Genomic DNA, 21,944 nt, shown 5'->3' on the forward strand with positions numbered 1-21,944 from the left:
ACGTCCTTTTCTCCCATGAAATACATATGTATTTTTAGTTTACTATGACAGTTATCCAAAAAACAAACCGTATTTATCCACAAAATGTGGATAAATTAAATTAATCCGTGGATAACTTTGTTAATAGCTGACAATTTAGTATTATTACATTCTGCTGTTTTATGTTTTCACAAAAATGTTCTAGCTGTTGAATCTCTATAGGAACCTCTTCTTTTTCCACAGGTCTAAAATGAAAAAACTGAAAGATTGTTATAGATTGTAGATGATTTGTGAGTAAATATAGTTGTTCTATCTTTTTTTCTTTCATATACCGCAAAAACATTTCAAAAAAATATAAGAAAGTTTTCTTATCCACAACTGGTGTGAATAAACATGAACGAACGAGTGCATTTTGTCCTTCCCGTTCATATCCAATAACAGCTTGTATCATTCCTTTATCTTCTAAAATCATAAATTGTTCGTACAGCCCATTTATTTTATCATCTTTTTTATTAGCTTGTCCGAAAAAAGAATGCAATCTTTCAATATCATTCTTCGTTGCAAAAAAAATCTTTTTCATAATAAATCCCTCCTCATTTTTATATATGAAGAGGGATTTAGGAATAGTACTTATTTAGAAAATAAAGATGAAACAGCCTCAACAATAAATAATTTCACTTCAGGTTCTTCTTCAGACTCTACTACTTCCACCTTTTGATCTTGTTTTTTATCCGCAGACTCTTTTGTTTTTTCCACAGTTTCCACAGTTTCCACCGTTTCTAATGTATCGCTTTTTTCTTGATCCTTTGTTTCTTTCAGATTATCTTGTGCTTTTTTCGTCACTACCTGTTTTACTCCTTCTTTTACTCGCTCTTGCTGATTATTCCCTTTTCGCTGCACTTTATCTTTGTTTACCTCTTTGGTAGGCTCTTCTTCTTTTTCAAGCTGCGGTGTTACTTCCTCTGCTTGATTCAGCGATTCAGCCTTTACAACTTTCTCTTCTTTCTCGACAGCTGTACCGCTCGAAAAATCCATAAAGCACATTGGCGGGAATAATACACACCACCAGTTTGCTCCCTCTCCCTTTCCAATCGTAATTAATACCGCTTCATATTCTCCTGCTGGATAAATAAAGTTACCATAAACCTTTGTAGGAAATTTTATATTCTTTCCAAATGTAACTTGAAATGATTCCTTACTCCCTTCTTCTTGTAACGTATAAGCAACTGTTTTTTCGATTTCTGGGATATGACTTTGAATGACTTGACGCGCTTCCTCAAAGGTTTTTAAATCTGCTACCCAACCATCAATTTGCGCTTTTACTTCATCGCGTACTTTTCGCTTTAATGCTTGATCTTTATCTGAATCACTATTTGCTAAAATCCGAAGACGAACTGCTTCTTTCGGAATCACCGCTGGTCCTTTCGCATCAGCTTTCATATATCCAAACTGCACAAGTAACTGTGCACCAATTAATAGTAAAAGAAAATAAGCAATCACTTGTTTTTTCATTTCCTCCACCGTCCCTTCTAGAAACAGTGTGGACAGACTTTCATCTGTCTAAACTATTAAATTCAAAATCTATGTAAATTTTTTATACAAAAATAGAGCAAGGCTTATGCCTTACTCCATTTCCGCAAAGACCATGCGATCTTTTCCATTAATATCGAAAACCACTTCTACATGAGCATGTGGGAAAGTATCTTCTAATAGCCCTTTTACATCTTCTCCTTGCCCTACACCAACTTCAAAAGCAACAAGCGCTTTTTTCTGTAATACACGAGGCAACTCTTCCATAAAACGGCGATAAAAATCAAGACCATCTGCTCCACCAACAAGCGCTCGCTTCGGCTCATGTTCTTTCACAACAGAAGATAATCCTTTCCAATCTTCCTCCGGTATATACGGAGGATTAGAAACAACAACGTCTAATTTTTTCCCTGTTTCATAAAATGGTGATAATAAATCTCCGTGATAAAATGTCACATTTGCTCCCAATGATGTTGCATTTTGTTTGGCAACTTCAATGGACTCTTGAGCAATATCTACCGTATATACATGAAGATTTTGATTCTCTAATGCAAGTGTAATGGAAATAGCTCCACTTCCTGTTCCAATGTCAGCTACATGAAGCTCTTGATTACCAAAATTACGCTGAATTCTCTCCAGTACACCAACTATAAGTTCTTCTGTTTCTGGGCGCGGTATTAGCACTTCCTCATTTACAAAAAAGGATCGACCATAAAACATCTCATATCCCATTAAATATTGAACAGGCATTCCATCAATATGTTTATGAATCAACTCTTTAAAACGCTTTTCTTGTTCGTTAGATATCTCTTCACGCATATTCATCATTAAACCCGTTCGATTTGTGTTTAATACATGACAAAGGACGATTTCTCCCGCATTTTCATCTCGCCCGTTCTCTTGTAAAAAAGAAGAAGCCCATTTCAGGGCTTCATAGACACGCATTACTCAGCGGCCTCCATCTTCTTCGCCTGATCTTCCATTACTAGCGCGTTGATGAAATCATCTAACTTACCTTGTAAAATTTGATCTAGCTTTTGAATCGTTAAGCCGATTCGATGGTCTGTAACACGGTTTTGCGGGAAGTTATACGTACGAATACGCTCAGAACGATCCCCCGTACCAACAGCTTGTTTACGGTTTTGATCATACTCAGCTTGCGCTTCTTGCCTAAATTTATCATAAATACGCGCACGTAATACTTTCATTGCCTTTTCTTTGTTCTTAATTTGTGACTTTTCATCCTGACAAGATACAACTACACCAGTTGGTAAGTGAGTTAAGCGTACCGCTGACATTGTTGTATTAACACTTTGTCCACCAGGACCACTAGAAGCAAATGTATCCACACGAATATCCTTTTCATGAATATCGATTTCTACTTCTTCCGCTTCTGGTAATACAGCTACTGTTGCTGTAGATGTGTGAATGCGTCCACCAGATTCCGTTTCTGGAACACGTTGTACACGATGCGCACCGTTTTCGAATTTCAACTTCGCATATGCGCCTTTACCGTTAATCATAAAGATAATCTCTTTATATCCACCTAATTCTGTGTAACTTGCTTCGATAATGTCTGTTTTCCATCCTTGCATCTCAGCATAACGACTATACATACGATATAAATCGCCAGCAAATAAAGCTGCCTCATCACCACCAGCTGCACCGCGAATTTCAACAATAACGTTCTTATCATCATTCGGATCTTTTGGTACAAGTAAAATTTTCAAACGATCTGATAATTCCTTCTCCTGTACCTCTAAATCTGAAACTTCTTCCTTTACCATTTCACGCATCTCAGCATCTAATTTATCTTCTAACATCGCTTTCGCATCTTGCAATTGCTCACGAACATCTTTATACTCACGATACACCTCTACCGTTTCTTGAATATCAGATTGTTCCTTTGAATACTCACGAAGCTTATTAGAATCATTAATAACCGCTGGGTCACTTAATAACTCATTTAACTTCTCATAACGATCCTCTACAGCTTGCAAACGATCTAACACATCATTCACCTCAACATCCTAGTATCTAATATCAATAGTATATGGCACAAAATAAAAAAAACGCAAATTATATTTAAAAGCGAAGGCAGCTCGCTCAGAATGGGAGGAGGATGGAGCTTCTGACAATGAGGCGTTCTTTGCCTCGCCGGGAAGAAGCGAAGCCTCCGACCATTCTTGCCGCCGGAGAGCTAGATATCCCCTAAACGACCGACTGTTCTTGCTACCAATTTCCGAAAAAAACCCGCCTTATGTAGCGAGTTTCATTTATCTTTGCTTTGTAGGCACCGCATGACAATGACGGCAACGCGGTTCATACGATTCTGAAGCACCCACTAAAATAATTGGGTCATCAAACGCAGCTGGTTCATCATTAATTAAGCGTTGTGTACGACTAGCTGGAGAACCACATACGGAACAAACCGCTTGTAATTTTGTTACATATTCAGCAATCGCCATTAGCTGAGGAACTTGTCCAAATGGTAGACCACGGAAATCTTGGTCTAAACCGGCCACAATCACGCGATAGCCTCGATTTGCCAAAATTTGCACCACTTCCACAATGTCCTCATCAAAAAATTGCACCTCGTCGATTGCAATCACATTCATATCTTCTGTCACATATTTAAATATATCTTTCGAAGCTGATACAGGAACTGCTTTCACCTTCATGCCATTATGTGAAACAACATCTTCTTCACTATAACGATTATCAATACAAGGTTTAAAAACAATCGCATTCTGCTTCGCAAATTGCGTACGACGTACACGGCGGATGAGCTCTTCTGATTTTCCAGAAAACATACTCCCGCAAATCACTTCAATCCAACCATTTTGATTTATTAAGTACATGGAGCTCTCCTTTCAGCTACTTTTCCTATGTAAAGTAGGGTAAAGGTTATATTTTCGCAAAAAAAACAGACAAGCGAATAGATACACTTGCCTGTTTTATGTTTTTTATTACTTAAGACCGTATTTCTTATTGAAGCGGTCAACACGTCCGTCTGCAGTAGCAAACTTCTGACGTCCAGTGTAGAATGGGTGAGAATCAGAACTGATCTCAACTTTAATTAATGGATAAGTGTTTCCATCTTCCCATTCGATTGTTTCGCTAGAACCTTTAGTAGATCCGCTTAAGAATTTGAAGCCTGTGTTTGTATCCATAAATACAACTTTCTTGTAATCTGGATGGATTCCTGCTTTCATTCTTTTCATCTCCTTCCGCCCTGAATCATTTTCGAAACAGAGTTTTTCATCTCTAGCTGCATTCACAACTATATTGATGAAGCACATATGATGAAATTATAACAAGGCTCACACCATTTTGCAACTACCTGTTTTTAGCATTATAAAAAATAAAAGCGCAGGCGGCTCGTTCAGAATGGGAGGGGGATGGAGCTTCTGACAATGAGGCGATTTCTGCCTCGCCAGGAAGAAGCGAAGCCTCCGACCATTCTTGCCGCCGGAGCTGGATACCACCTAAAAGCGAAGGCGGCTCGCTTAGAACAGAAGGGCGTTGGAACCCCCTGACAAAGAGGCGCTCTTTGCCTCGTCGGAAGGGGTGAAACGACCGACTGTTCTTGCCACCGGAGCTGGATACCACCTAAAAGCGAAGGCGGCTCGCTTAGAACAGAAGGGCGTTTGGAACTCTCGACTGAGAAACTGTTACATACCCACAATACATAAAAAAACTCGCTTACTATAATATAAGCGAGTCCCAACCTTTTTATCCCTTTACTTCGTTGTTACATATCTTTTGGAGTCTGCAACAATATTTTGTAAAAATTCCTCATTTGTTTTCGTTTGGCGAAGTTTACGTAAGAAACTTTCAACAAAGTCTGGTGTATCACGCATTGTTTTACGAATACCCCATAGCTTGTCTAAATGTTCCTTTGGAATTAATAAATCTTCTTTACGTGTACCAGAGCGGCGAATATCAATCGCTGGGAAAATACGACGCTCAGCTAACGAACGATCTAAATGAAGTTCCATATTTCCTGTTCCTTTAAACTCCTCATAAATTACATCATCCATACGAGAACCTGTATCCACAAGCGCTGTTGCTAAAATTGTTAAACTACCGCCCTCTTCGATATTACGGGCCGCCCCGAAAAATCGTTTCGGTCTATGGAATGCAGCTGGATCAATACCACCTGATAATGTACGTCCACTTGGCGGAATAACAAGATTATAAGCACGCGCTAAACGAGTAATACTGTCCATTAAAATAACAACGTCTTTTTTATGCTCTACAAGACGCATTGCACGTTCTAGTACAAGTTCGGCAACTTTAATATGATTCTCAGGTACCTCATCGAATGTAGAACTTACAACATCACCTTTGACAGATCGTTCAATATCCGTTACTTCCTCCGGACGCTCATCAATTAAAAGCACAATTAATTCTGCCTCTGGATGATTCGTTGTGATACTGTGAGCAATTTCCTTTAATAAGATTGTTTTACCAGCTTTTGGAGGCGCAACAATTAAACCACGTTGTCCAAACCCAACTGGTGCAATTAAATCCATAATGCGCGTAGATAATTTCTTTGGTTCCGTCTCCAATTTCATCTGTCGATTTGGATATAAAGGTGTTAATGCAGGAAAATGTACACGTTCTTTTGCAGATTCTGGATCATCACCATTTACTGCTTCAACCTGTAGTAATCCAAAGTAGCGTTCATTTTCTTTCGGTGGTCGTACTTTACCAGAAACTTTATCCCCGTTGCGCAAATCAAAACGGCGAATTTGCGAAGCTGAAATATAAATATCTTCTGAGCTTGGAGAGTAGTTAATTGGGCGTAAAAATCCAAATCCCTCGGATTGAATAATCTCTAGTACACCTTCCATGAAAAAGAAGCCTTCTTTTTCTGCACGAGCTTTTAATATAGCAAAAATTAACTCTTTCTTTGTTAATTTACTGTAATACGAAATTTTATATTCTTTCGCATGCTCGTATAATTCTTTTAATTTCATGTTTTCTAATGCTGCAATTGACAAATTCATTCAGACACCACACTTTAATATTATTCTCTTTTTATATGGGTAAAGGGAAAATACGGAAGGTAAATACATAAAAATGAAAGGCAAATAAGTTCAAGTAAGATAATATTCACTATTGTAACCCTTTTGCCTAGTTTTAATCAATACGTTGTCACACAAATACAACAAGCGAAGACAAAAAATTTTGTCTCCGCTTGTGAAATGTAACTTCCAGTTCCTCTATCTAACTCATTTTAGAAGAGTATCGCGTTACTTCTTCCATTCTAAACAAGCTACTTATGCTTTTTATTTAATCTAGCTTCAGCAGCTAGAATCTCCAGTCATTTCGCTTCTTCCTACGAGGCAAAGTGCGCCTCTCCGTCTGAAGCTCCATCCCCCTTCCATTCTGAACGAGCTGCTTACGCTTTTTTATTTGATAACTAGGTTTGGTTTTTTGTTTAGACTGTGGCGCCCGTCAACGAAGCGAACGGTTCCAGATTTCGCACGCATAACGAGGGATTGTGTTGTGCCGACGCTACCTTTGAATTGAACCCCGCGCAATAATTCTCCATCTGTTACACCTGTTGCTGCAAAGATTGCATCATCACCTTTAACCAAATCTTCCATGCGAAGAACACGGTTTATATCTCCAATGCCCATTTTTTTACAGCGAGCTAATTCAGTTTCATTTTGCGGAAGTAATTTCCCTTGAATCTCGCCACCTAGACATTTTAATGCAACTGCCGCAAGTACTCCCTCAGGCGCACCGCCAGAACCGAATAAAATATCTACACCTGTACGATCAAATGCAGTATTAATCGCTCCAGCAACATCACCATCATTAATCAATTTAATACGAGCACCTGCTTTACGAATTTCTTCAATAATCTCTTGATGACGTGGTCTGTTAAGCACTGTTGCTACCACATCTTCAATATCTTTATTTTTTGCCTTTGCTACGGCATGTAAATTATCAATAATAGGAGCATTAATATCAACTGCACCAACCGCTTCAGGTCCAACTGCAATTTTATCCATGTACATGTCAGGGGCATGTAACAGGTTACCGTGATCGGCTATCGCAATAACAGCAAGAGCATTCCATCCTCCAGCTGCTACAATGTTTGTCCCTTCTAATGGGTCAACTGCAACATCAACACGAGGACCATATCCGGTTCCTAATTTTTCTCCAATGTACAGCATTGGTGCTTCATCCATTTCCCCTTCACCAATTACAACTGTACCTTTCATTGGAATTGTATCGAATACATCACGCATTGCAGATGTTGCTGCTCCATCTGCCTCATCTTTCTTCCCACGTCCCATCCAACGTGCTGATGATAATGCTGCAGCCTCTGTTACACGCACTAACTCCATAGATAAACTTCTTTCCACAATAATCCCTCTCCTTTGAGTCTTAATAGTCATGCCGTATTTTGTAAATTCTCTTTTTCTATCAAGTACCGTTTCTGTTACTCGTAACCCTTCGTTCTTCATTAACAAAAGTACTACATATTACCTTTTTCGTCATATAATGACAATACATGTTATGCATTCTTCATTTCTTCAATTTCTTGCTGCGTCATTTGTTCTCGCCAAATGTTCGCACCAAGCCCCTTAAGCTTGTCTACTATATTTTCATAACCCCGGTCTATATGTTCAAGTCCTGTTACTTCTGTAATTCCATCTGCCATTAAACCAGCAATAATAAGTGCTGCTCCTGCCCGTAAGTCACTTGCTTTCACTTTTGCACCTTGCAGTGATACAGGTCCTGTTACAATCGCAGAACGACCTTCTACCTTAATTTTCGCATTCATTCGGCGCAGCTCATCAATATGTTTAAAGCGTGCTCCGTAAATTGTATCTGTTACAACACCTGTACCATATGCTTTCGTTAAAAGCGTTGTAAAAGGTTGTTGCAAATCTGTTGGAAACCCTGGATATACTAATGTCTTTATATCCACTGTTTTTAATTTGCGATTTCCATTTACTTTAATTTGATCATCATGCGTTTCAACTTGTACACCAGCTTCCCTCAGCTTTGCCGTAACAGATTCTAAATGCTGCGGAATCACATTATCAACCGTTACTTCGCCACCAGAAGCAGCACCTAAAATCATATATGTCCCAGCTTCAATGCGATCAGGAATAATCGTATGGTGACATCCATGCAGAGACTCTACGCCATCGATACGAATGACATCTGAACCAGCGCCTTTAATTCGAGCGCCCATACTTGTCAATAAAGTAGCTACATCAATAATTTCCGGTTCTTTTGCTGCATTTTCAATTATCGTTCTACCTTTTGCCCTTACAGCTGCTAGCATAATATTAATGGTTGCTCCGACGCTTACTACATCTAAATAAATTCGCGCCCCACACAGCTCATCCGCTCTTAAATAGATAGCACCTTGTTCATTTGTTACGTGTGCACCTAACGCTTCAAACCCTTTAATGTGCTGATCAATTGGTCTTGGCCCTAAGTGACATCCACCAGGAAGCCCAATTACAGCTTTTTTGAAACGGCCAAGCATAGCGCCCATCAAATAGTATGAAGCACGCAATTTTTTTACTTTTCCATTTGGCAAAGGCATGGCAACCATTTGGGAAGGATCAACAATCATCTCTTCCTCTTGCCCATACGTTACAGTTCCTCCAATTTCCTCTAATAAGTCCCCTAACATTTTTACATCTGAGATATTAGGCACACCACCAATGGTTACTGGAGTATCAGCCAAAATTGTCGCTGGAATTAGAGCGACAGCACTGTTCTTTGCACCGCTCACGCGAATTGATCCATTTAAAGGTCTTCCACCTTCAATCAGCAACTTTTCCATGTTGAGCTCCCTTCCTGTGAATGTATTTACTTTCCTTAAGAATCCCCCACTTGGTCAACAAACTATGTAAAACATTTTATTTTAGTCTGAACTTAACAAGCAGTAAGACCTCACCTAAAAATTGTTATATCTTTCGTGAATAGATGAAGACTCACTGCCTGTCAAGATTGATTCGTTCATCATCTTACATACGTTATTACATTTCTTAATAGGACTGCGTTTTGTTCAATTTCTATATAGGGCGTACAAAGAAATTTAGAAATTTAATTAATCTTAAGACTTGTTCACGCTTTCATTATACAACGAAAGGAAACCGTCTAAAAGAGTAGACGGTTTCCAAAACGGAATTTTATTCTTACGCTTTACCGTTAGAACCGAATTCACGAATTTTACCAATAACAGTTGCTTTGATAGCTTCGCGGCCAGGTCCGATAAATTTACGAGGATCGTAAACTTCTTGGTCTTTGTTTAATACTTCACGAACAGCTTTTGTAAACGCGATTTGGTTTTCAGTGTTTACATTGATTTTTGAAGTACCTAAAGAAATAGCTTTTTTGATATCAGCAGTTGGGATACCAGTACCACCGTGAAGTACTAAAGGTACACCAGTTAGGTCACGAACTTGTTCCATTTCTTTAAATCCTAAGTTAGGCTCACCTTTGTAAGGACCGTGTACAGAACCTAAAGCTGGAGCTAGGCAATCGATACCTGTTGCTTCAACAAGGTGTTTACATTCTTCAGGATCAGCATAGATAATGCCATCAGCGATTACGTCGTCTTCTTGCCCACCAACTGTTCCAAGTTCAGCTTCTACAGATACGTTACGAGCATGTGCGTATTCTACTACTTTTTTAGTAGTTTCAACGTTTTCTTCAAATGGGTGGTGAGAAGCGTCAATCATTACAGATGTGAAACCTGCATCAATTGCTTCTTTACATTTTTCAAAGCTTGAACCATGATCAAGATGGATCGCTACAGGAACAGTGATGTTCATTTCTTCGATTAAAGCTTTAACCATAGCTACAACTGTTTTGAAACCAGTCATATGACGAGCTGCACCTTCAGATACACCTAGGATTACAGGAGATTTTTCTTCTTCTGCAGCTGCTAAAATAGCTTGAGTCCATTCTAAGTTGTTAATATTGAATTGACCAACTGCGTATTTTCCTTCTAGTGCTTTGTTTAGCATTTCTTTCATGGAAACTAAAGGCATGGTGAATCCTCCTAAAAAACGTTTTTTGTATCCGATAAGTTCTTATCGCTGGTAGTATGACCAGAATAAGGAAGATTATGTATATCAACATACCGGACTTTTTTCTACACTCAATAGGATAACAACTTGTACTCAAAAACTCAACTGTATTCACCTGCTCACCAACCCATGTAAACGCTTTTTTCCATTTTTTTTATAAAAAATTCATTTTTTATGATTCTACAGCGATTTCATTTCTCACAGCTTGACGAATTTCATCGATATCAAATGGTTTTGCAAAATGCATTAAAGCACCTAGATCTTTCGCTTCTTGAATCATATCTAGCTCTCCATAAGCCGTCATTAAAATCACTTTAATATCTGCATTGATTTCTTTAACATGCTTTAAAATCTCTATACCATCCATCCCTGGGATTTTCATATCTAATATTACTAAATCCGGATTATCTTTTTTTACAATATCTAAAGCTTGAAATCCATTTGCAGCTTGGAACGTTTGATAACCTTCTTTTTGAAACACTTCGTGCAATAACACGCGAATGCCATATTGATCATCAACGATTAAAATTTTCCCTTCCATAATCCCCAACCTTTCTATGTAAGTACAAGATTTGAAGCTTCTTAATATCTTATTCGATTTACTTTCTTTATTTTTTATCAAATTCCTTCCTGTTCTTTCTTATTTTACCGCTTCCCATTTTGATATGCTACCCTTATCACTTCTCCTTTCTTTTAAAAATAAGATATAATGAAAGCCGCCTCAACATATTTGAAAGGAGCCTTACAATGTTAAAGATTTTTTCCACCCAACTTAGCGGTTACTTTACAAGAATTTCTCAAAAAGAAGAGATGAATATAGAAGATAGTGCGCGCTTACTTGCACAAGCATTAGTCGGCGATGGTATCATTTATTTGCATGGTAAAAACGAAATGGAAGGTGTTGTAGCCGAAGCTTTATATGGTGCAGAGCCACTTCCAAGAGCGAAGCACCTCATAGAACATGGAAAGCAAGCAGAAGTCACTTCCGCAGATCGTGTACTCCTCATCAGTCGTTTCTCAACAGATGAAGAAGTTGTTTCCATCGCCAAGAAATTGCAAGAAGAGGGCCACTCTATCGTTGGCATTTCAGCGATTCAAGAAGGCGCTGAATCCCTAGAACACTTTACAGATGTACATATTGATACAAGGTTATTAAAAGGCTTAATTCCAAATGATGAAGGTAACCGTTATGGGTTCCCAAGTTTAATCTTATCCTTATTTGCATATCATGGTTTAAAATTTACAATTGATGAGATGATTGAAGAATATACATGATACATGTCGGCTAACTGACAAACCAATACGAAGAATCGAAAAAGAGCTCGTCCAAAAGTATACATTTGGAACGAGCCCTTTTTTCTTACTTGCTTTCTTTATTTGTAATAGAAGCTTGTACGAAATCACGGAACAATGGTTGTGGACGATTTGGACGAGATACAAGTTCTGGGTGGAACTGTGCAGCCACAAACCATGGATGATCTTGTAATTCAACGATTTCTACTAGACGGCCATCTGGACTTGTACCAGAGAAGATAAATCCAGCGTTTTCCATCTCTTGACGGAATTGATTATTGAATTCATAACGATGACGGTGACGTTCATATACAACTGGCTCGTTATAAGCTCTGTAAGCATTTGTTTCTGGAGTCAGCTTACATGGATATAAACCAAGACGAAGTGTACCACCTAAGTCTTCTACATCTTTTTGTTCTGGTAATAAGTCGATAATTGCGTAAGGCGTGTCAGGATTGATTTCAGAAGAATTCGCTCCTTCTAATCCTAATACGTTACGTGCAAATTCGATTGATGCAAGTTGCATACCTAAGCAAATTCCTAAGAATGGAACTTTATTTTCACGTGCATATTGGATTGCAACGATTTTTCCTTCTACACCGCGGTCACCAAAGCCACCAGGTACAAGGATTCCATCTGTGTCGCCAACTAATTCTTTTACATTTTCTGCTGTTACATGCTCAGCATTTACCCATTTTACTTCTACATCTGTATCAAATGTGTATCCTGCATGGCGAAGTGCTTCTACAACAGAAATGTATGCATCTTGAAGCTCTACATATTTACCAACAAGAGCAATTCTTGTTTTCTTAGACAGGTTACGTACTTTATCAACTAATGCTTTCCACTCTGTCATATCTGCTGGAGCGTTGTCTAGTTTTAAATGATCGCAAACGATTTGGTCCATATTTTGCTCTTGAAGAGATAATGGAACTGCATATAATGTGTCTGCATCTGCAGCTTCAATAACTGCTTTTGGATCAATATCACAGAATAATGCAAGTTTATCTTTCATATCTTGAGAAACAGGCATTTCTGTACGAACAACGATAATATTTGGCTGAATACCTAAGCTACGAAGTTCTTTAACGCTATGTTGCGTTGGCTTTGTTTTCATTTCACCCGCTGCTTTTAAGTACGGAATTAATGTACAGTGAATATACATTACGTTATCGCGACCAATGTCGCTCTTAATTTGGCGAATTGCTTCTAGGAATGGTAGAGACTCGATATCACCAACAGTTCCACCAATTTCTGTAATAACAACATCCGCATTTGTTTCGCGACCAGCACGGAATACACGCTCTTTAATTTCGTTTGTAATATGAGGAATAACTTGTACTGTTCCTCCTAAATATTCACCACGACGCTCTTTTTGAAGAACCGAAGAATAAATTTTACCAGTTGTTACGTTGCTGTATTTATTTAAATTAATATCGATAAAACGCTCGTAGTGACCAAGGTCTAAGTCTGTTTCCGCACCATCATCTGTTACGAATACCTCACCATGTTGATATGGACTCATTGTCCCTGGGTCTACGTTAATGTATGGGTCAAATTTTTGGATGGTTACATTTAAACCACGATTTTTTAAAAGTCTTCCAAGAGATGCTGCTGTAATCCCTTTACCTAAAGACGATACTACACCGCCTGTTACAAAAATATACTTAGTCATGAAAGTACTCCCTTCTGCTTTCTTGTTATATAATCACCGTTGCAAAGCGCAACGTATGTAGATAACAATGTATCTATCTTATTGTTAGACTCTTTTTATTTTCTAAACAAAAAACAAAAAAGAAAATTGCTCCCCTCATTACAAAACGCAATAAGTAGGGAGCAATTTTCTTTTATATTTACACTTAAAAAGTATGATCGTCCTTTTTTAAAGAGCCCAAAAATGATTCTACATGGACGATAATGAAAAGTCAAGGACTACAGCTCTTCATCTTCCTCTTCAGTTTCATCATACTCAAGTTCGTCATCACCAAAATCATCGTCTTCATCTAAATCATCAAGATCATCGTCTTCATCAAGAACCTCGTCTAAATCATCGATGTCTTCCTCATCTTCTTCATCTAAATCGTTGAAGTCATCCTCGTCTTCAATGTAATCATCAAAGTCGTCATCTTCTTCAACTTTACGTTTCTTCTTAGCTTTAGGTTGAGGTAAGATTTCTTCATCAATTTGTTCATATGGATACCAAGTGCGAAGGCCCCAACGATTTTCTCCTAAATTGATGAAACGTCCATCGATATTTAAATCTGTATAAAATTGTGCAATTCGCGCATTCACTTGCTCTTGAGATAATCCAAGTACTTGAGCAACTTCTTGAACTAAATCCTGGAATGACGTTGCTTGTTTTTTGTCCTCTAACACACTATGTACAACTTCAATCATGGAAAATTCTTGTAGCTCTTCTGGAGAATATTGCTTAAAATCCACTTATGCGGCACTTCCTTTCTAAAAATATAATCCTATATATAACGGCCTATTTAAAAAAATCCATACTATTCATTATAAACAAAACTCCAGCAAATATGCTACAAAAAAAACGTGAAACTTTCACAAGTGCTGAACAAAATAATCACAACTAGAATCCATTTTCATCCAAGATTTTTTCATATGACCGATTTGTCTATTTCGGAAGCATATGCGCTCCGTGCAATACATATCTAATTTGCATTTCTGTATACTCTTCTAGTGTATACATTTTTTGCAGCGCCCAACGTCTAAATCCCCACATTTGCCCTTGAATAAAAATATTATGAGCAAGCAATTGAATTTCCTTTTTTGTTAATGTGAATGTTCCATTTTCTGTACAATGCTCTAAAATCTTTTCAAACATCCCCACCATTTGAAACTCTTTTTCTAATACATATGGCAAAGATTCCTTTGGTAAAAAGCGAACTTCTTGATACATAATCAATACTTCTTCTTGTAATTCATCCATCACTTTAAAATAATTTGTTATCGCTTTTCTTAAACTTTCGACGCTACCCTTCTCTGTGCAAACGACTTCTTCCAACCGTTCTTTTACATGTTCGTAAATACTATCACAAACTAAATATAAAACATCATCTTTTGTACGAATATATTCATACAATGTACCAATGCTAAATCCCGCCGCTTTCGCAATCTCTCTCGTCGTCGTACGCGGAAACCCTTTTTGCTTAAAGAGCTGTACAGCTCCTTTAATCATTTGTTCACGTCTTAGTGCAACTAATTTCTCATCTTTTACTGATGCCTGCACGTTATGCTTAACCATCCCCTTCACCCCTCTTTCATTTGCAGAAAAAGCACAGGAGACTCCCTACGCTTTTTCCTCTTATTTTGTTAACATACGAGAAATGACAAGCCTTTGAATCTCTTGCGTTCCTTCATAAATTTGTGTAATCTTTGCATCGCGCATAAAGCGCTCTACTGGATAATCCTTTGTATATCCGTAACCACCAAATATTTGAACTGCTTCCGTTGCTACTTTCATCGCTATATCTCCAGCAAATAACTTTGACATCGCGGATTCTTTTCCGTAAGGAAGCCCTTCAGATTCAAGCCAAGCCGCTTGATAAGTGAGTAACCTCGCTGCTTCTACATTCGTTGCCATATCCGCCAATTTAAAACTAATACCTTGCTGCGCAGCGATTGGTTTTCCAAACTGATGTCGCTCCCTCGCATATGCCACAGAAACATCTAAAGCAGCTTGGGCAATCCCTACTGCCTGCGCGGCAATGCCATTGCGACCGCCGTCTAGCGTCTGCATGGCAATTTTAAATCCTTGCCCTTCTTCGCCAAGTAAGTTTTCAACAGGAATGCGGCAATCTTCAAATATAATTTCTGTCGTTGGCGAAGAACGAATGCCAAGCTTACTTTCCTTCTTACCAATCAAGAATCCCGGCGCATCACTTTCTACAATAAAAGCGCTTGTGCCGCGCTGCTTCGCTTCTAGGTCAGTCAGCGCAAAAACAACGTAAATGTCCGCAATACCACCGTTTGTAATAAAAATCTTAGAACCATTTAAAATATAGTGATTTCCCTCGCGCCTTGCTGTCGTTTTCATCCCGCCTGCATCTGATCCTGAACCTGGCTCCGTTAAACCATATGCACCGATTTTCTTGCCTTCTGCCATCGGGCGTAAAAACTGTTGTTTTTGCGCTTCTGTGCCAAATGTAAAAATAGGCCATCCTGCCAAAGAAGTATGTGCAGATAACGTTACACCTGTCGAAGCGCAAGCACGCGATAATTCCTCTACTGCGATTACATATGCTAAGTAATCACTTCCAATTCCGCCATATTCTTCAGGCCACGGAATTCCTGTTAATCCAAGGGCTGCCATTTGATCAAATAAAGCGCGATCAAAACTTTCTTCTTCGTCTCGCTTTGCCGCTGTGGGAGCAACTTCATTCCTCGCAAAGTCGCGCACCATTTTTCGGATCATTTCATGTTCTGCAGATAGATTGAAATGCATAACCCTTTCCTCCCCATGCTCTTCTATTACAGTGCTCTACTAATTACAAGTCTTTGTATTTCACTCGTTCCCTCATAAATTTCACAAATTTTCGCATCGCGGAAAAATCTTTCTACGGGATACTCTTTTGTATAACCGTAACCGCCCAATACTTGAACTGCTTCAATTGCAACCTCCACTGCAGTTTTAGAAGCAAATAGCTTCGCAACTGAAGCCTCCTTCCCGCACGGAAGTCCCTGTGCTCTAAGCGAAGCCGCCCTATATACAAGCAGTCGTGCGGCTTCTACACTCGTTGCCATATCTGCCAGCTTAAAGCCAACTCCTTGCTGCGCGGCGATCGGCTTCCCAAATTGCTTGCGTTCTTTTGCATAGTCTACTGCACAAGCGAGTGCCGCTTCGGCGATGCCAAGCGCCTGTGCTCCAATTCCAATGCGACCAACGTCTAAATTCGCCATCGCAACTTTGAAGCCTTGTCCTTCTTCGCCAAGTAAATTCTCAGCTGGAACCTTCATATCTTCAAAAGTAAGCTGCACCGTACGAGAGCCATGAAGCCCCATCTTATGTTCATCTTTTCCAATAATTAAGCCTGGCGTCCCCTTCTCTACAATAAATGCAGATATTCCGCTCTTTCCTGCCTCTGGATTGGTAGAAGCAAATACGATATATGTATCTGCCTCGCCCCCATTTGTAATAAATATTTTGGAGCCATTTATTACATACTGATTCCCATCTTTGATAGCTCTTGATTTCAAACTGCCCGCATCAGATCCAGCACCTGGCTCCGTTAAAGCAAATGCCCCTAAATATTCACCTGTTGCAAGCTTTGAAACATACTTTTTCTTTTGCTCTTCTGTCCCAAAATATAAAATAGGATTTGTTCCAACGGACGTATGTACCGCTAAAATTACCCCAATGGCTGCACTTACCTTTGATAGTTCTTCAATCGCTAAAATATAAGAAATAAAGTCCATTCCAGCACCACCATACTTTGCCGGTGCTGGAATTCCCATCAATCCTAGTTCCCCCATTTTCTTTAAAATCTCTTTAGGAAACACCCCTTGTTCCATTTCTGGAACAAAGGGTGCAACTTCCTTTTGAGCAAAATCCCGAACCATCTTCCTCATCATTTGTTGTTCTTCTGTGAAACGAAAATTCATATACCTCGCCTCCGTTTGCTATCGGTCTTTTCAATTCTCTGGTAAGACTACTACTTTGAAAAAAGATGGAGACCTACCTTTTCTTCCCCTTTACTCATATACGTAAAAACCACGACCTGTTTTTCGACCGAGCCAGCCAGCATTTACATATTTCCGCAAGAGCGGACATGGACGATATTTGCTATCTCCTAAGCCCTCATGCAATACTTCCATAATGTATAAGCATGTGTCTAAGCCGATAAAATCTGCCAATGTTAATGGTCCCATTGGATGATTCATGCCAAGCTTCATGACCTCATCAATCGCCTCTTTCGTTGCGACACCTTCATATAGCGCATAAATTGCTTCATTAATCATCGGTAATAAAATACGATTCGAAACAAAACCAGGGAAGTCATTTACTTCAACGGGCACTTTCCCAATTTTCTTTGTAATATCTTCAATTGCTTTATACACGGCATCATCTGTTGCAAGTCCGCGAATAATCTCCACTAATTTCATTACTGGTACAGGATTCATAAAGTGCATACCAATCACTTTCTCTGGCCGATTTGTTGTTGCTGCTATTTCGGTAATTGGCAATGAAGAAGTATTTGTCGCTAAAATGGTATGTTCCGGAGCAATTTCATCTAAATTTGCAAAAATTTTCTTTTTGATATCCATTTTTTCTACAGCAGCTTCAATCACAAGATCTGCTTCTTTCACACAATCTAATTCAAGTATAGTTGTAAGACGGCGTAATGTTGCGTCCTTCGTCTCTTCATCCATACGTCCCTTTTCTACTTGGCGCGCTAAATTTCTCGTTATTACACCGAATCCCCTCTCTAATTGCTCTTGCTTTACATCTTGCATAAACACTTCATAGCCAGCCGTTGCACACACCTGTGCAATACCTGATCCCATTTGTCCGGCACCGATTACCACAATTTTTTGTATACTCATTTCTTCTCCCCCTTTTTATGAATGAACTTCAATCATAATTGCGTCACCTTGGCCACCGCCGCTACAAATCGAAGCGATTCCAATTCCGCCGCCGCGTTGCTTTAACGCATGAATCAAGGTAACAATAATCCGTGCTCCGCTCGCTCCAATCGGATGCCCCATCGCAACTGCTCCACCATTTACATTAATCTTTTCAGGGTCAATTCCGGCAATATTTGCACTCGCAATTGCAACTGCTGCAAAGGCTTCATTGATCTCAAATAAATCAATATCATCCACTGTTTTTCCAGTTTTCTTCAGCAGTTCATTTATTGCATAACCTGGCGTTCTCGGAAAATTCTTTGCTTCTACAGCAATTGCGGTATGCGCTAAAATTGTCGCTACTGGCTTTCTGCCTTCTTGCCGCGCTCTGTCCTCGCTCATTAATACAAGCGCCGCCCCGCCATCATTAAGGCCCGGTGCATTTCCAGCTGTTACTGCCGCTGTCTTATCAAAAACAGGCTTTAATGTAGCTAATTTTTCGATTGTTGTATCTGCACGTGGCGCCTCGTCCTTCGCCACAACGATCGGATCACCTTTGCGCTGCGGTACAGCTACAGGTACGATTTCCTCGTCAAATCTCCCTTCTTTCTGTGCCATAATTGCACGTTGATGACTGCGATACGCCCACTCATCTTGTGCTTCGCGAGAAATTCCTTCTTCCTTCGCTACCTCACCACCGTATACGCCCATATGGATGCCAGAGAATGAACATGTTAAGCCATCTACTATATTTAAATCCACAACTTGACTATGTCCCATTCGATATCCCCAACGCGCACCTTCTAAAATGTACGGACTGTTGCTCATGGACTCCATTCCGCCCGCTATAATTAACGTTTGATCCCCTGCGCGAATAATTTGATCCGCTAATGTCACAGCTCTAAGACCTGATGCACAAACTTTATTTATTGTTTCCGTACGCGTCTCCCAAGGAAGTCCGGCTTCCCTCGCTGCTTGGCGAGAAGGAATTTGCCCCTGTCCTCCTTGCAGAACCGTCCCGAATATCACTTCTTCTACATCGTCTTTGTTCACATTTGCTCTCTCAAGTGCAGCTTGAATGGCAATTCCTCCAAGCTTCGACGCTTTCACATCTTTTAATACTCCGCCAAATTTTCCAACTGGTGTTCTTGCGGCACTTAAAATAACTGTTCTTACCAACTTCAATTCCCCCATTTCTTTTTGACTGCCGAGCGCTCGCTCGATATCTTTGCGTTGAGAAGAGGTGCAATTTGCACCTCTATCTAAAGTTGTATGAATTCTTCTACGTTACATCGCTTCTACTTTTGGTCCAATAACAGACCGTTCTAAAATCTCTGTTATATCTAATGTTTGTACTTGTTCTTCAACTTCCTTCGCTTTCGTTCCATCGCTAATCATCGTTAAACAATACGGACATCCTGTACCGATAATAGATGGTTTCACAGCAAGTGCTTGTTCCGTACGAGCCACGTTAATGCGTGAGCCTGTGGTCTCTTCCATCCACATTAATCCGCCACCTGCACCACAGCACATTCCTGTTTCTCTATTACGCGCCATTTCTACAACAGTAACACCTGGAATCGCCTTTAAAATGCTGCGCGGCGCTTCATATACTTCGTTATATCTTCCTAAATAACAAGAATCATGGTACGTAATCGTCTCTTCAACTGGATGGATGGGTTTTAAGCGCCCTTCTTTCACCCATTGGGCTAATAGTTCTGTATGATGATAGACTTCTGCTTGTAACCCAAAGTCTGGATACTCATTTTTAAATGTGTTATAAGCGTGCGGGTCAATCGTAACAATTTTCTTCACACCCGATTTCTCGAATTCGGCAATATTTTTCGTTGCCATCTCTTGGAATACAAATTCATTTCCGAGACGGCGCGGCGTGTCTCCCGAGTTCTTTTCTTTGTTTCCAAGGATCGCGAATGAAATGCCCGCTTTATTCATTAATTTCGCGAATGATATCGCAATTTTCTGACTTCGGTTATCATATGATCCCATAGAACCAACCCAGAATAAATATTCAAATTCCTCGCCAGCCTTCGTTTTCTCTTTCACAGTTGGCACGGTTACCTCATCGTCACCCTGACGCCACGTTTCGCGCTCCTTACGATTTAGTCCCCATGGGTTTCCTTGCCGCTCAATATTCGTCATGGCACGCTGCGCTTCAGCATCCATCTTTCCTTCTGTTAAAACAAGGTAGCGGCGCAAATCAATAATTTTATCAACATGCTCGTTCATGACCGGACATTGATCTTCACAGTTACGGCACGTCGTACAAGCCCAAATTTCTTCTTCTGTAATGACATCTCCAATTAAACTTGGATCATATAAAGGTGCTGTAGCTGCTGATTCTTGCTGTCCTTTACTAGCAGCCCTAAGCGCCAATTGATTCCCTTTTGTATTATGAAAAGCAACAGCTGGAACCCATGGTACTTTTGAGGTTACCGCAGCTCCTTTATCTGTTAAATGATCGCGAAGCTTTACAATTAAATCCATCGGCGACAACATTTTCCCAGTTCCAGTTGCTGGACACATGTTAGTGCAGCGTCCGCACTCTACACACGCATATAAATCGATAAGCTGCGTCTGCCGAAAATCTTCAATCTTTCCAACACCAAATGTTTCTTGTGTTTCATCTTCAAAATCAATCTTTTCAAGTTTTCCCGGATTTGTAAGACGAGTAAAAAACACATTTACTGGTCCTGCAATTAAATGTGCATGTTTGGACTGCGGAACATAAACTAAAAATGTTAACAAAATAAGTAAATGCACCCACCAAGAAAAATAGAATATATAAATGGATGCGGTTTCATTTATTCCCGAAAGAACATAAGCGATTCCAGAAGCAATTGGTTCGCTCCAAGAAAGCTCTTCTCCGTGCCAAATAATGCCTACTCCGTTACCAAGTAATACGGAAAGCATTAAGCCTCCAATAAAAATAAGGACGAGGCCTGACTTAAAATTTCGTTTTAAACGAACGAGCTTTTCAACATACCTTCTATAAAAAGCCCAAACAACTGCGATTAAAATCATAAGTGTGACAATTTCTTGGAAGAATGTAAATGCAGGGTATAGCGGTCCTAGTGGAAGATGTGATCCTGGTGCAAGACCTTTCCAAATGAAGTCGATTGCTCCAAATTGGACAAGAATAAATCCGTAAAAAAACATAACGTGCATAATACCGCTCTTTTTATCTTTGAGCAATTTTTTTTGCCCAAAGACATTTACTTTGAGGATATCCCATCGCTCTTTAAATCGGCGGTCAAACTCTACTTTTTTTCCTAATTGTATATAGGCCATCCTCGTTCGTATGAGGTATACAAACAAATATACCGCATAAGCAATAATCGCAATAGAAGCTAGCCAATTTACGATTAGTAAGCTATTCATTTTATGCTACCCCTCTCCTTATAAGCCTTACTTCTTTTTGAATCTTCGAAAATATATAATTTTCTGAATTATACCCCC

Annotated in this window: 19 protein-coding genes and 1 pseudogene; 1 reads left to right on the forward strand and 19 read right to left on the reverse strand. The window is 39.5% G+C overall.

The genetic code is table 11. From position 1 onward, the window contains the following. Positions 1-100: 100 nt before the first annotated feature. The 11 genes from MR059_RS09420 to spo0F form a co-directional block, all read right to left on the reverse strand. Positions 101-559, reverse strand: coding sequence for a GNAT family N-acetyltransferase (locus MR059_RS09420; protein ID WP_012096292.1), 459 nt, complete (start codon positions 557-559; stop codon positions 101-103). A 50-nt stretch (positions 560-609) separates the two neighbouring features. After that, a complete protein-coding gene (gene spoIIR, locus MR059_RS09425; RefSeq protein ID WP_041810140.1) occupies positions 610-1,500 on the reverse strand; it encodes a stage II sporulation protein R in 891 nt (296 codons plus the stop codon). A gap of 102 nt (positions 1,501-1,602) precedes the next feature. Next, the gene (gene prmC, locus MR059_RS09430; RefSeq protein ID WP_012096294.1) at positions 1,603-2,454 is read right to left on the reverse strand and encodes a peptide chain release factor N(5)-glutamine methyltransferase; all 852 of its coding nucleotides are present in this window, start codon (positions 2,452-2,454) and stop codon (positions 1,603-1,605) included. Beyond that, complete coding sequence (gene prfA / locus MR059_RS09435) at positions 2,454-3,521, reverse strand: peptide chain release factor 1 (RefSeq protein WP_012096296.1); 1,068 nt, start codon at positions 3,519-3,521, stop codon at positions 2,454-2,456. The genes prmC and prfA overlap by 1 nt, the downstream gene beginning before the upstream one ends. A gap of 264 nt (positions 3,522-3,785) precedes the next feature. Next, positions 3,786-4,370 carry a thymidine kinase gene (locus tag MR059_RS09440; RefSeq protein ID WP_012096297.1) on the reverse strand — a complete coding sequence of 195 codons (585 nt, stop codon included), beginning with the start codon at positions 4,368-4,370 and terminating at the stop codon, positions 3,786-3,788. A gap of 108 nt (positions 4,371-4,478) precedes the next feature. After that, the gene (locus MR059_RS09445) at positions 4,479-4,724 is read right to left on the reverse strand and encodes a type B 50S ribosomal protein L31 (RefSeq protein WP_012096298.1); all 246 of its coding nucleotides are present in this window, start codon (positions 4,722-4,724) and stop codon (positions 4,479-4,481) included. Positions 4,725-5,252: 528 nt separating this feature from the next. Next, positions 5,253-6,524, reverse strand: a complete 1,272-nt coding sequence (rho, locus tag MR059_RS09450; RefSeq protein WP_012096299.1) for a transcription termination factor Rho — start codon at positions 6,522-6,524, stop codon at positions 5,253-5,255. A gap of 405 nt (positions 6,525-6,929) precedes the next feature. Then, positions 6,930-7,895, reverse strand: coding sequence for a class II fructose-bisphosphatase (glpX, locus tag MR059_RS09455; RefSeq protein WP_012096300.1), 966 nt, complete (start codon positions 7,893-7,895; stop codon positions 6,930-6,932). Between the two features lie 152 nt (positions 7,896-8,047). Further along, on the reverse strand, positions 8,048-9,337 hold the full coding sequence (gene murA / locus MR059_RS09460) for a UDP-N-acetylglucosamine 1-carboxyvinyltransferase (RefSeq protein ID WP_242161737.1): 1,290 nt from the start codon (positions 9,335-9,337) through the stop codon (positions 8,048-8,050). 355 nt (positions 9,338-9,692) lie between these two features. Further along, positions 9,693-10,550 (reverse strand): class II fructose-bisphosphate aldolase, encoded by an 858-nt coding sequence (locus MR059_RS09465; RefSeq protein WP_012096302.1) that lies wholly within the window; start codon positions 10,548-10,550, stop codon positions 9,693-9,695. Between the two features lie 211 nt (positions 10,551-10,761). Beyond that, entirely contained in the window at positions 10,762-11,130 is a 369-nt protein-coding gene (gene spo0F / locus MR059_RS09470) for a sporulation initiation phosphotransferase Spo0F (RefSeq protein ID WP_012096303.1), read from the reverse strand. 206 nt (positions 11,131-11,336) lie between these two features. Between spo0F and MR059_RS09475 the strand changes: the two genes are divergently transcribed. Continuing rightward, complete coding sequence (locus MR059_RS09475; protein ID WP_012096304.1) at positions 11,337-11,864, forward strand: DUF2529 domain-containing protein; 528 nt, start codon at positions 11,337-11,339, stop codon at positions 11,862-11,864. A gap of 85 nt (positions 11,865-11,949) precedes the next feature. Here MR059_RS09475 and pyrG read toward each other — a convergent pair whose 3' ends face one another. From pyrG to MR059_RS09515, 8 genes and pseudogenes are all read right to left on the reverse strand, one after another. Further along, positions 11,950-13,557, reverse strand: coding sequence for a CTP synthase (gene pyrG / locus MR059_RS09480; RefSeq protein WP_012096305.1), 1,608 nt, complete (start codon positions 13,555-13,557; stop codon positions 11,950-11,952). Positions 13,558-13,814: 257 nt separating this feature from the next. After that, positions 13,815-14,324: a DNA-directed RNA polymerase subunit delta gene (gene rpoE / locus MR059_RS09485; RefSeq protein ID WP_012096306.1), complete on the reverse strand. Its 510-nt coding sequence runs from the start codon at positions 14,322-14,324 to the stop codon at positions 13,815-13,817. Between the two features lie 193 nt (positions 14,325-14,517). Then, the gene (locus tag MR059_RS09490) at positions 14,518-15,147 is read right to left on the reverse strand and encodes a TetR/AcrR family transcriptional regulator (RefSeq protein WP_012096307.1); all 630 of its coding nucleotides are present in this window, start codon (positions 15,145-15,147) and stop codon (positions 14,518-14,520) included. A gap of 60 nt (positions 15,148-15,207) precedes the next feature. Further along, positions 15,208-16,347: an acyl-CoA dehydrogenase gene (locus MR059_RS09495; protein WP_012096308.1), complete on the reverse strand. Its 1,140-nt coding sequence runs from the start codon at positions 16,345-16,347 to the stop codon at positions 15,208-15,210. A gap of 26 nt (positions 16,348-16,373) precedes the next feature. Beyond that, positions 16,374-17,504 carry an acyl-CoA dehydrogenase gene (locus MR059_RS09500; protein WP_012096309.1) on the reverse strand — a complete coding sequence of 377 codons (1,131 nt, stop codon included), beginning with the start codon at positions 17,502-17,504 and terminating at the stop codon, positions 16,374-16,376. A gap of 90 nt (positions 17,505-17,594) precedes the next feature. After that, complete coding sequence (locus MR059_RS09505) at positions 17,595-18,446, reverse strand: 3-hydroxybutyryl-CoA dehydrogenase (RefSeq protein ID WP_012096310.1); 852 nt, start codon at positions 18,444-18,446, stop codon at positions 17,595-17,597. 15 nt (positions 18,447-18,461) lie between these two features. Then, positions 18,462-19,745: pseudogene (locus MR059_RS09510) on the reverse strand (acetyl-CoA C-acetyltransferase). A 9-nt stretch (positions 19,746-19,754) separates the two neighbouring features. Next, a complete protein-coding gene (locus MR059_RS09515) occupies positions 19,755-21,866 on the reverse strand; it encodes a (Fe-S)-binding protein (RefSeq protein ID WP_242161738.1) in 2,112 nt (703 codons plus the stop codon). Between the last annotated feature and the right edge of the window lie 78 nt (positions 21,867-21,944).

Source organism: Bacillus cereus group sp. BfR-BA-01522, assembly GCF_022662635.1.
Taxonomy (GTDB): domain Bacteria; phylum Bacillota; class Bacilli; order Bacillales; family Bacillaceae_G; genus Bacillus_A; species Bacillus_A cytotoxicus.

Bases quoted from the DNA above. Each gene is read 5' to 3' on its own strand.
- MR059_RS09420 (WP_012096292.1), bottom strand. From the start codon at position 559: ATGAAAAAGATTTTTTTTGCAACGAAGAATGATATTGAAAGATTGCAT.
- prmC (WP_012096294.1), bottom strand. From the start codon at position 2,454: ATGCGTGTCTATGAAGCCCTGAAATGGGCTTCTTCTTTTTTACAAGAG.
- MR059_RS09440 (WP_012096297.1), bottom strand. From the start codon at position 4,370: ATGTACTTAATAAATCAAAATGGTTGGATTGAAGTGATTTGCGGGAGT.
- MR059_RS09445 (WP_012096298.1), bottom strand. From the start codon at position 4,724: ATGAAAGCAGGAATCCATCCAGATTACAAGAAAGTTGTATTTATGGAT.
- rho (WP_012096299.1), bottom strand. From the start codon at position 6,524: ATGAATTTGTCAATTGCAGCATTAGAAAACATGAAATTAAAAGAATTA.
- murA (WP_242161737.1), bottom strand. From the start codon at position 9,337: ATGGAAAAGTTGCTGATTGAAGGTGGAAGACCTTTAAATGGATCAATT.
- MR059_RS09465 (WP_012096302.1), bottom strand. From the start codon at position 10,550: ATGCCTTTAGTTTCCATGAAAGAAATGCTAAACAAAGCACTAGAAGGA.
- spo0F (WP_012096303.1), bottom strand. From the start codon at position 11,130: ATGGAAGGGAAAATTTTAATCGTTGATGATCAATATGGCATTCGCGTG.
- MR059_RS09475 (WP_012096304.1), top strand. From the start codon at position 11,337: ATGTTAAAGATTTTTTCCACCCAACTTAGCGGTTACTTTACAAGAATT.
- pyrG (WP_012096305.1), bottom strand. From the start codon at position 13,557: ATGACTAAGTATATTTTTGTAACAGGCGGTGTAGTATCGTCTTTAGGT.
- MR059_RS09490 (WP_012096307.1), bottom strand. From the start codon at position 15,147: ATGGTTAAGCATAACGTGCAGGCATCAGTAAAAGATGAGAAATTAGTT.
- MR059_RS09495 (WP_012096308.1), bottom strand. From the start codon at position 16,347: ATGCATTTCAATCTATCTGCAGAACATGAAATGATCCGAAAAATGGTG.
- MR059_RS09500 (WP_012096309.1), bottom strand. From the start codon at position 17,504: ATGAATTTTCGTTTCACAGAAGAACAACAAATGATGAGGAAGATGGTT.
- MR059_RS09505 (WP_012096310.1), bottom strand. From the start codon at position 18,446: ATGAGTATACAAAAAATTGTGGTAATCGGTGCCGGACAAATGGGATCA.
- MR059_RS09515 (WP_242161738.1), bottom strand. From the start codon at position 21,866: ATGAATAGCTTACTAATCGTAAATTGGCTAGCTTCTATTGCGATTATT.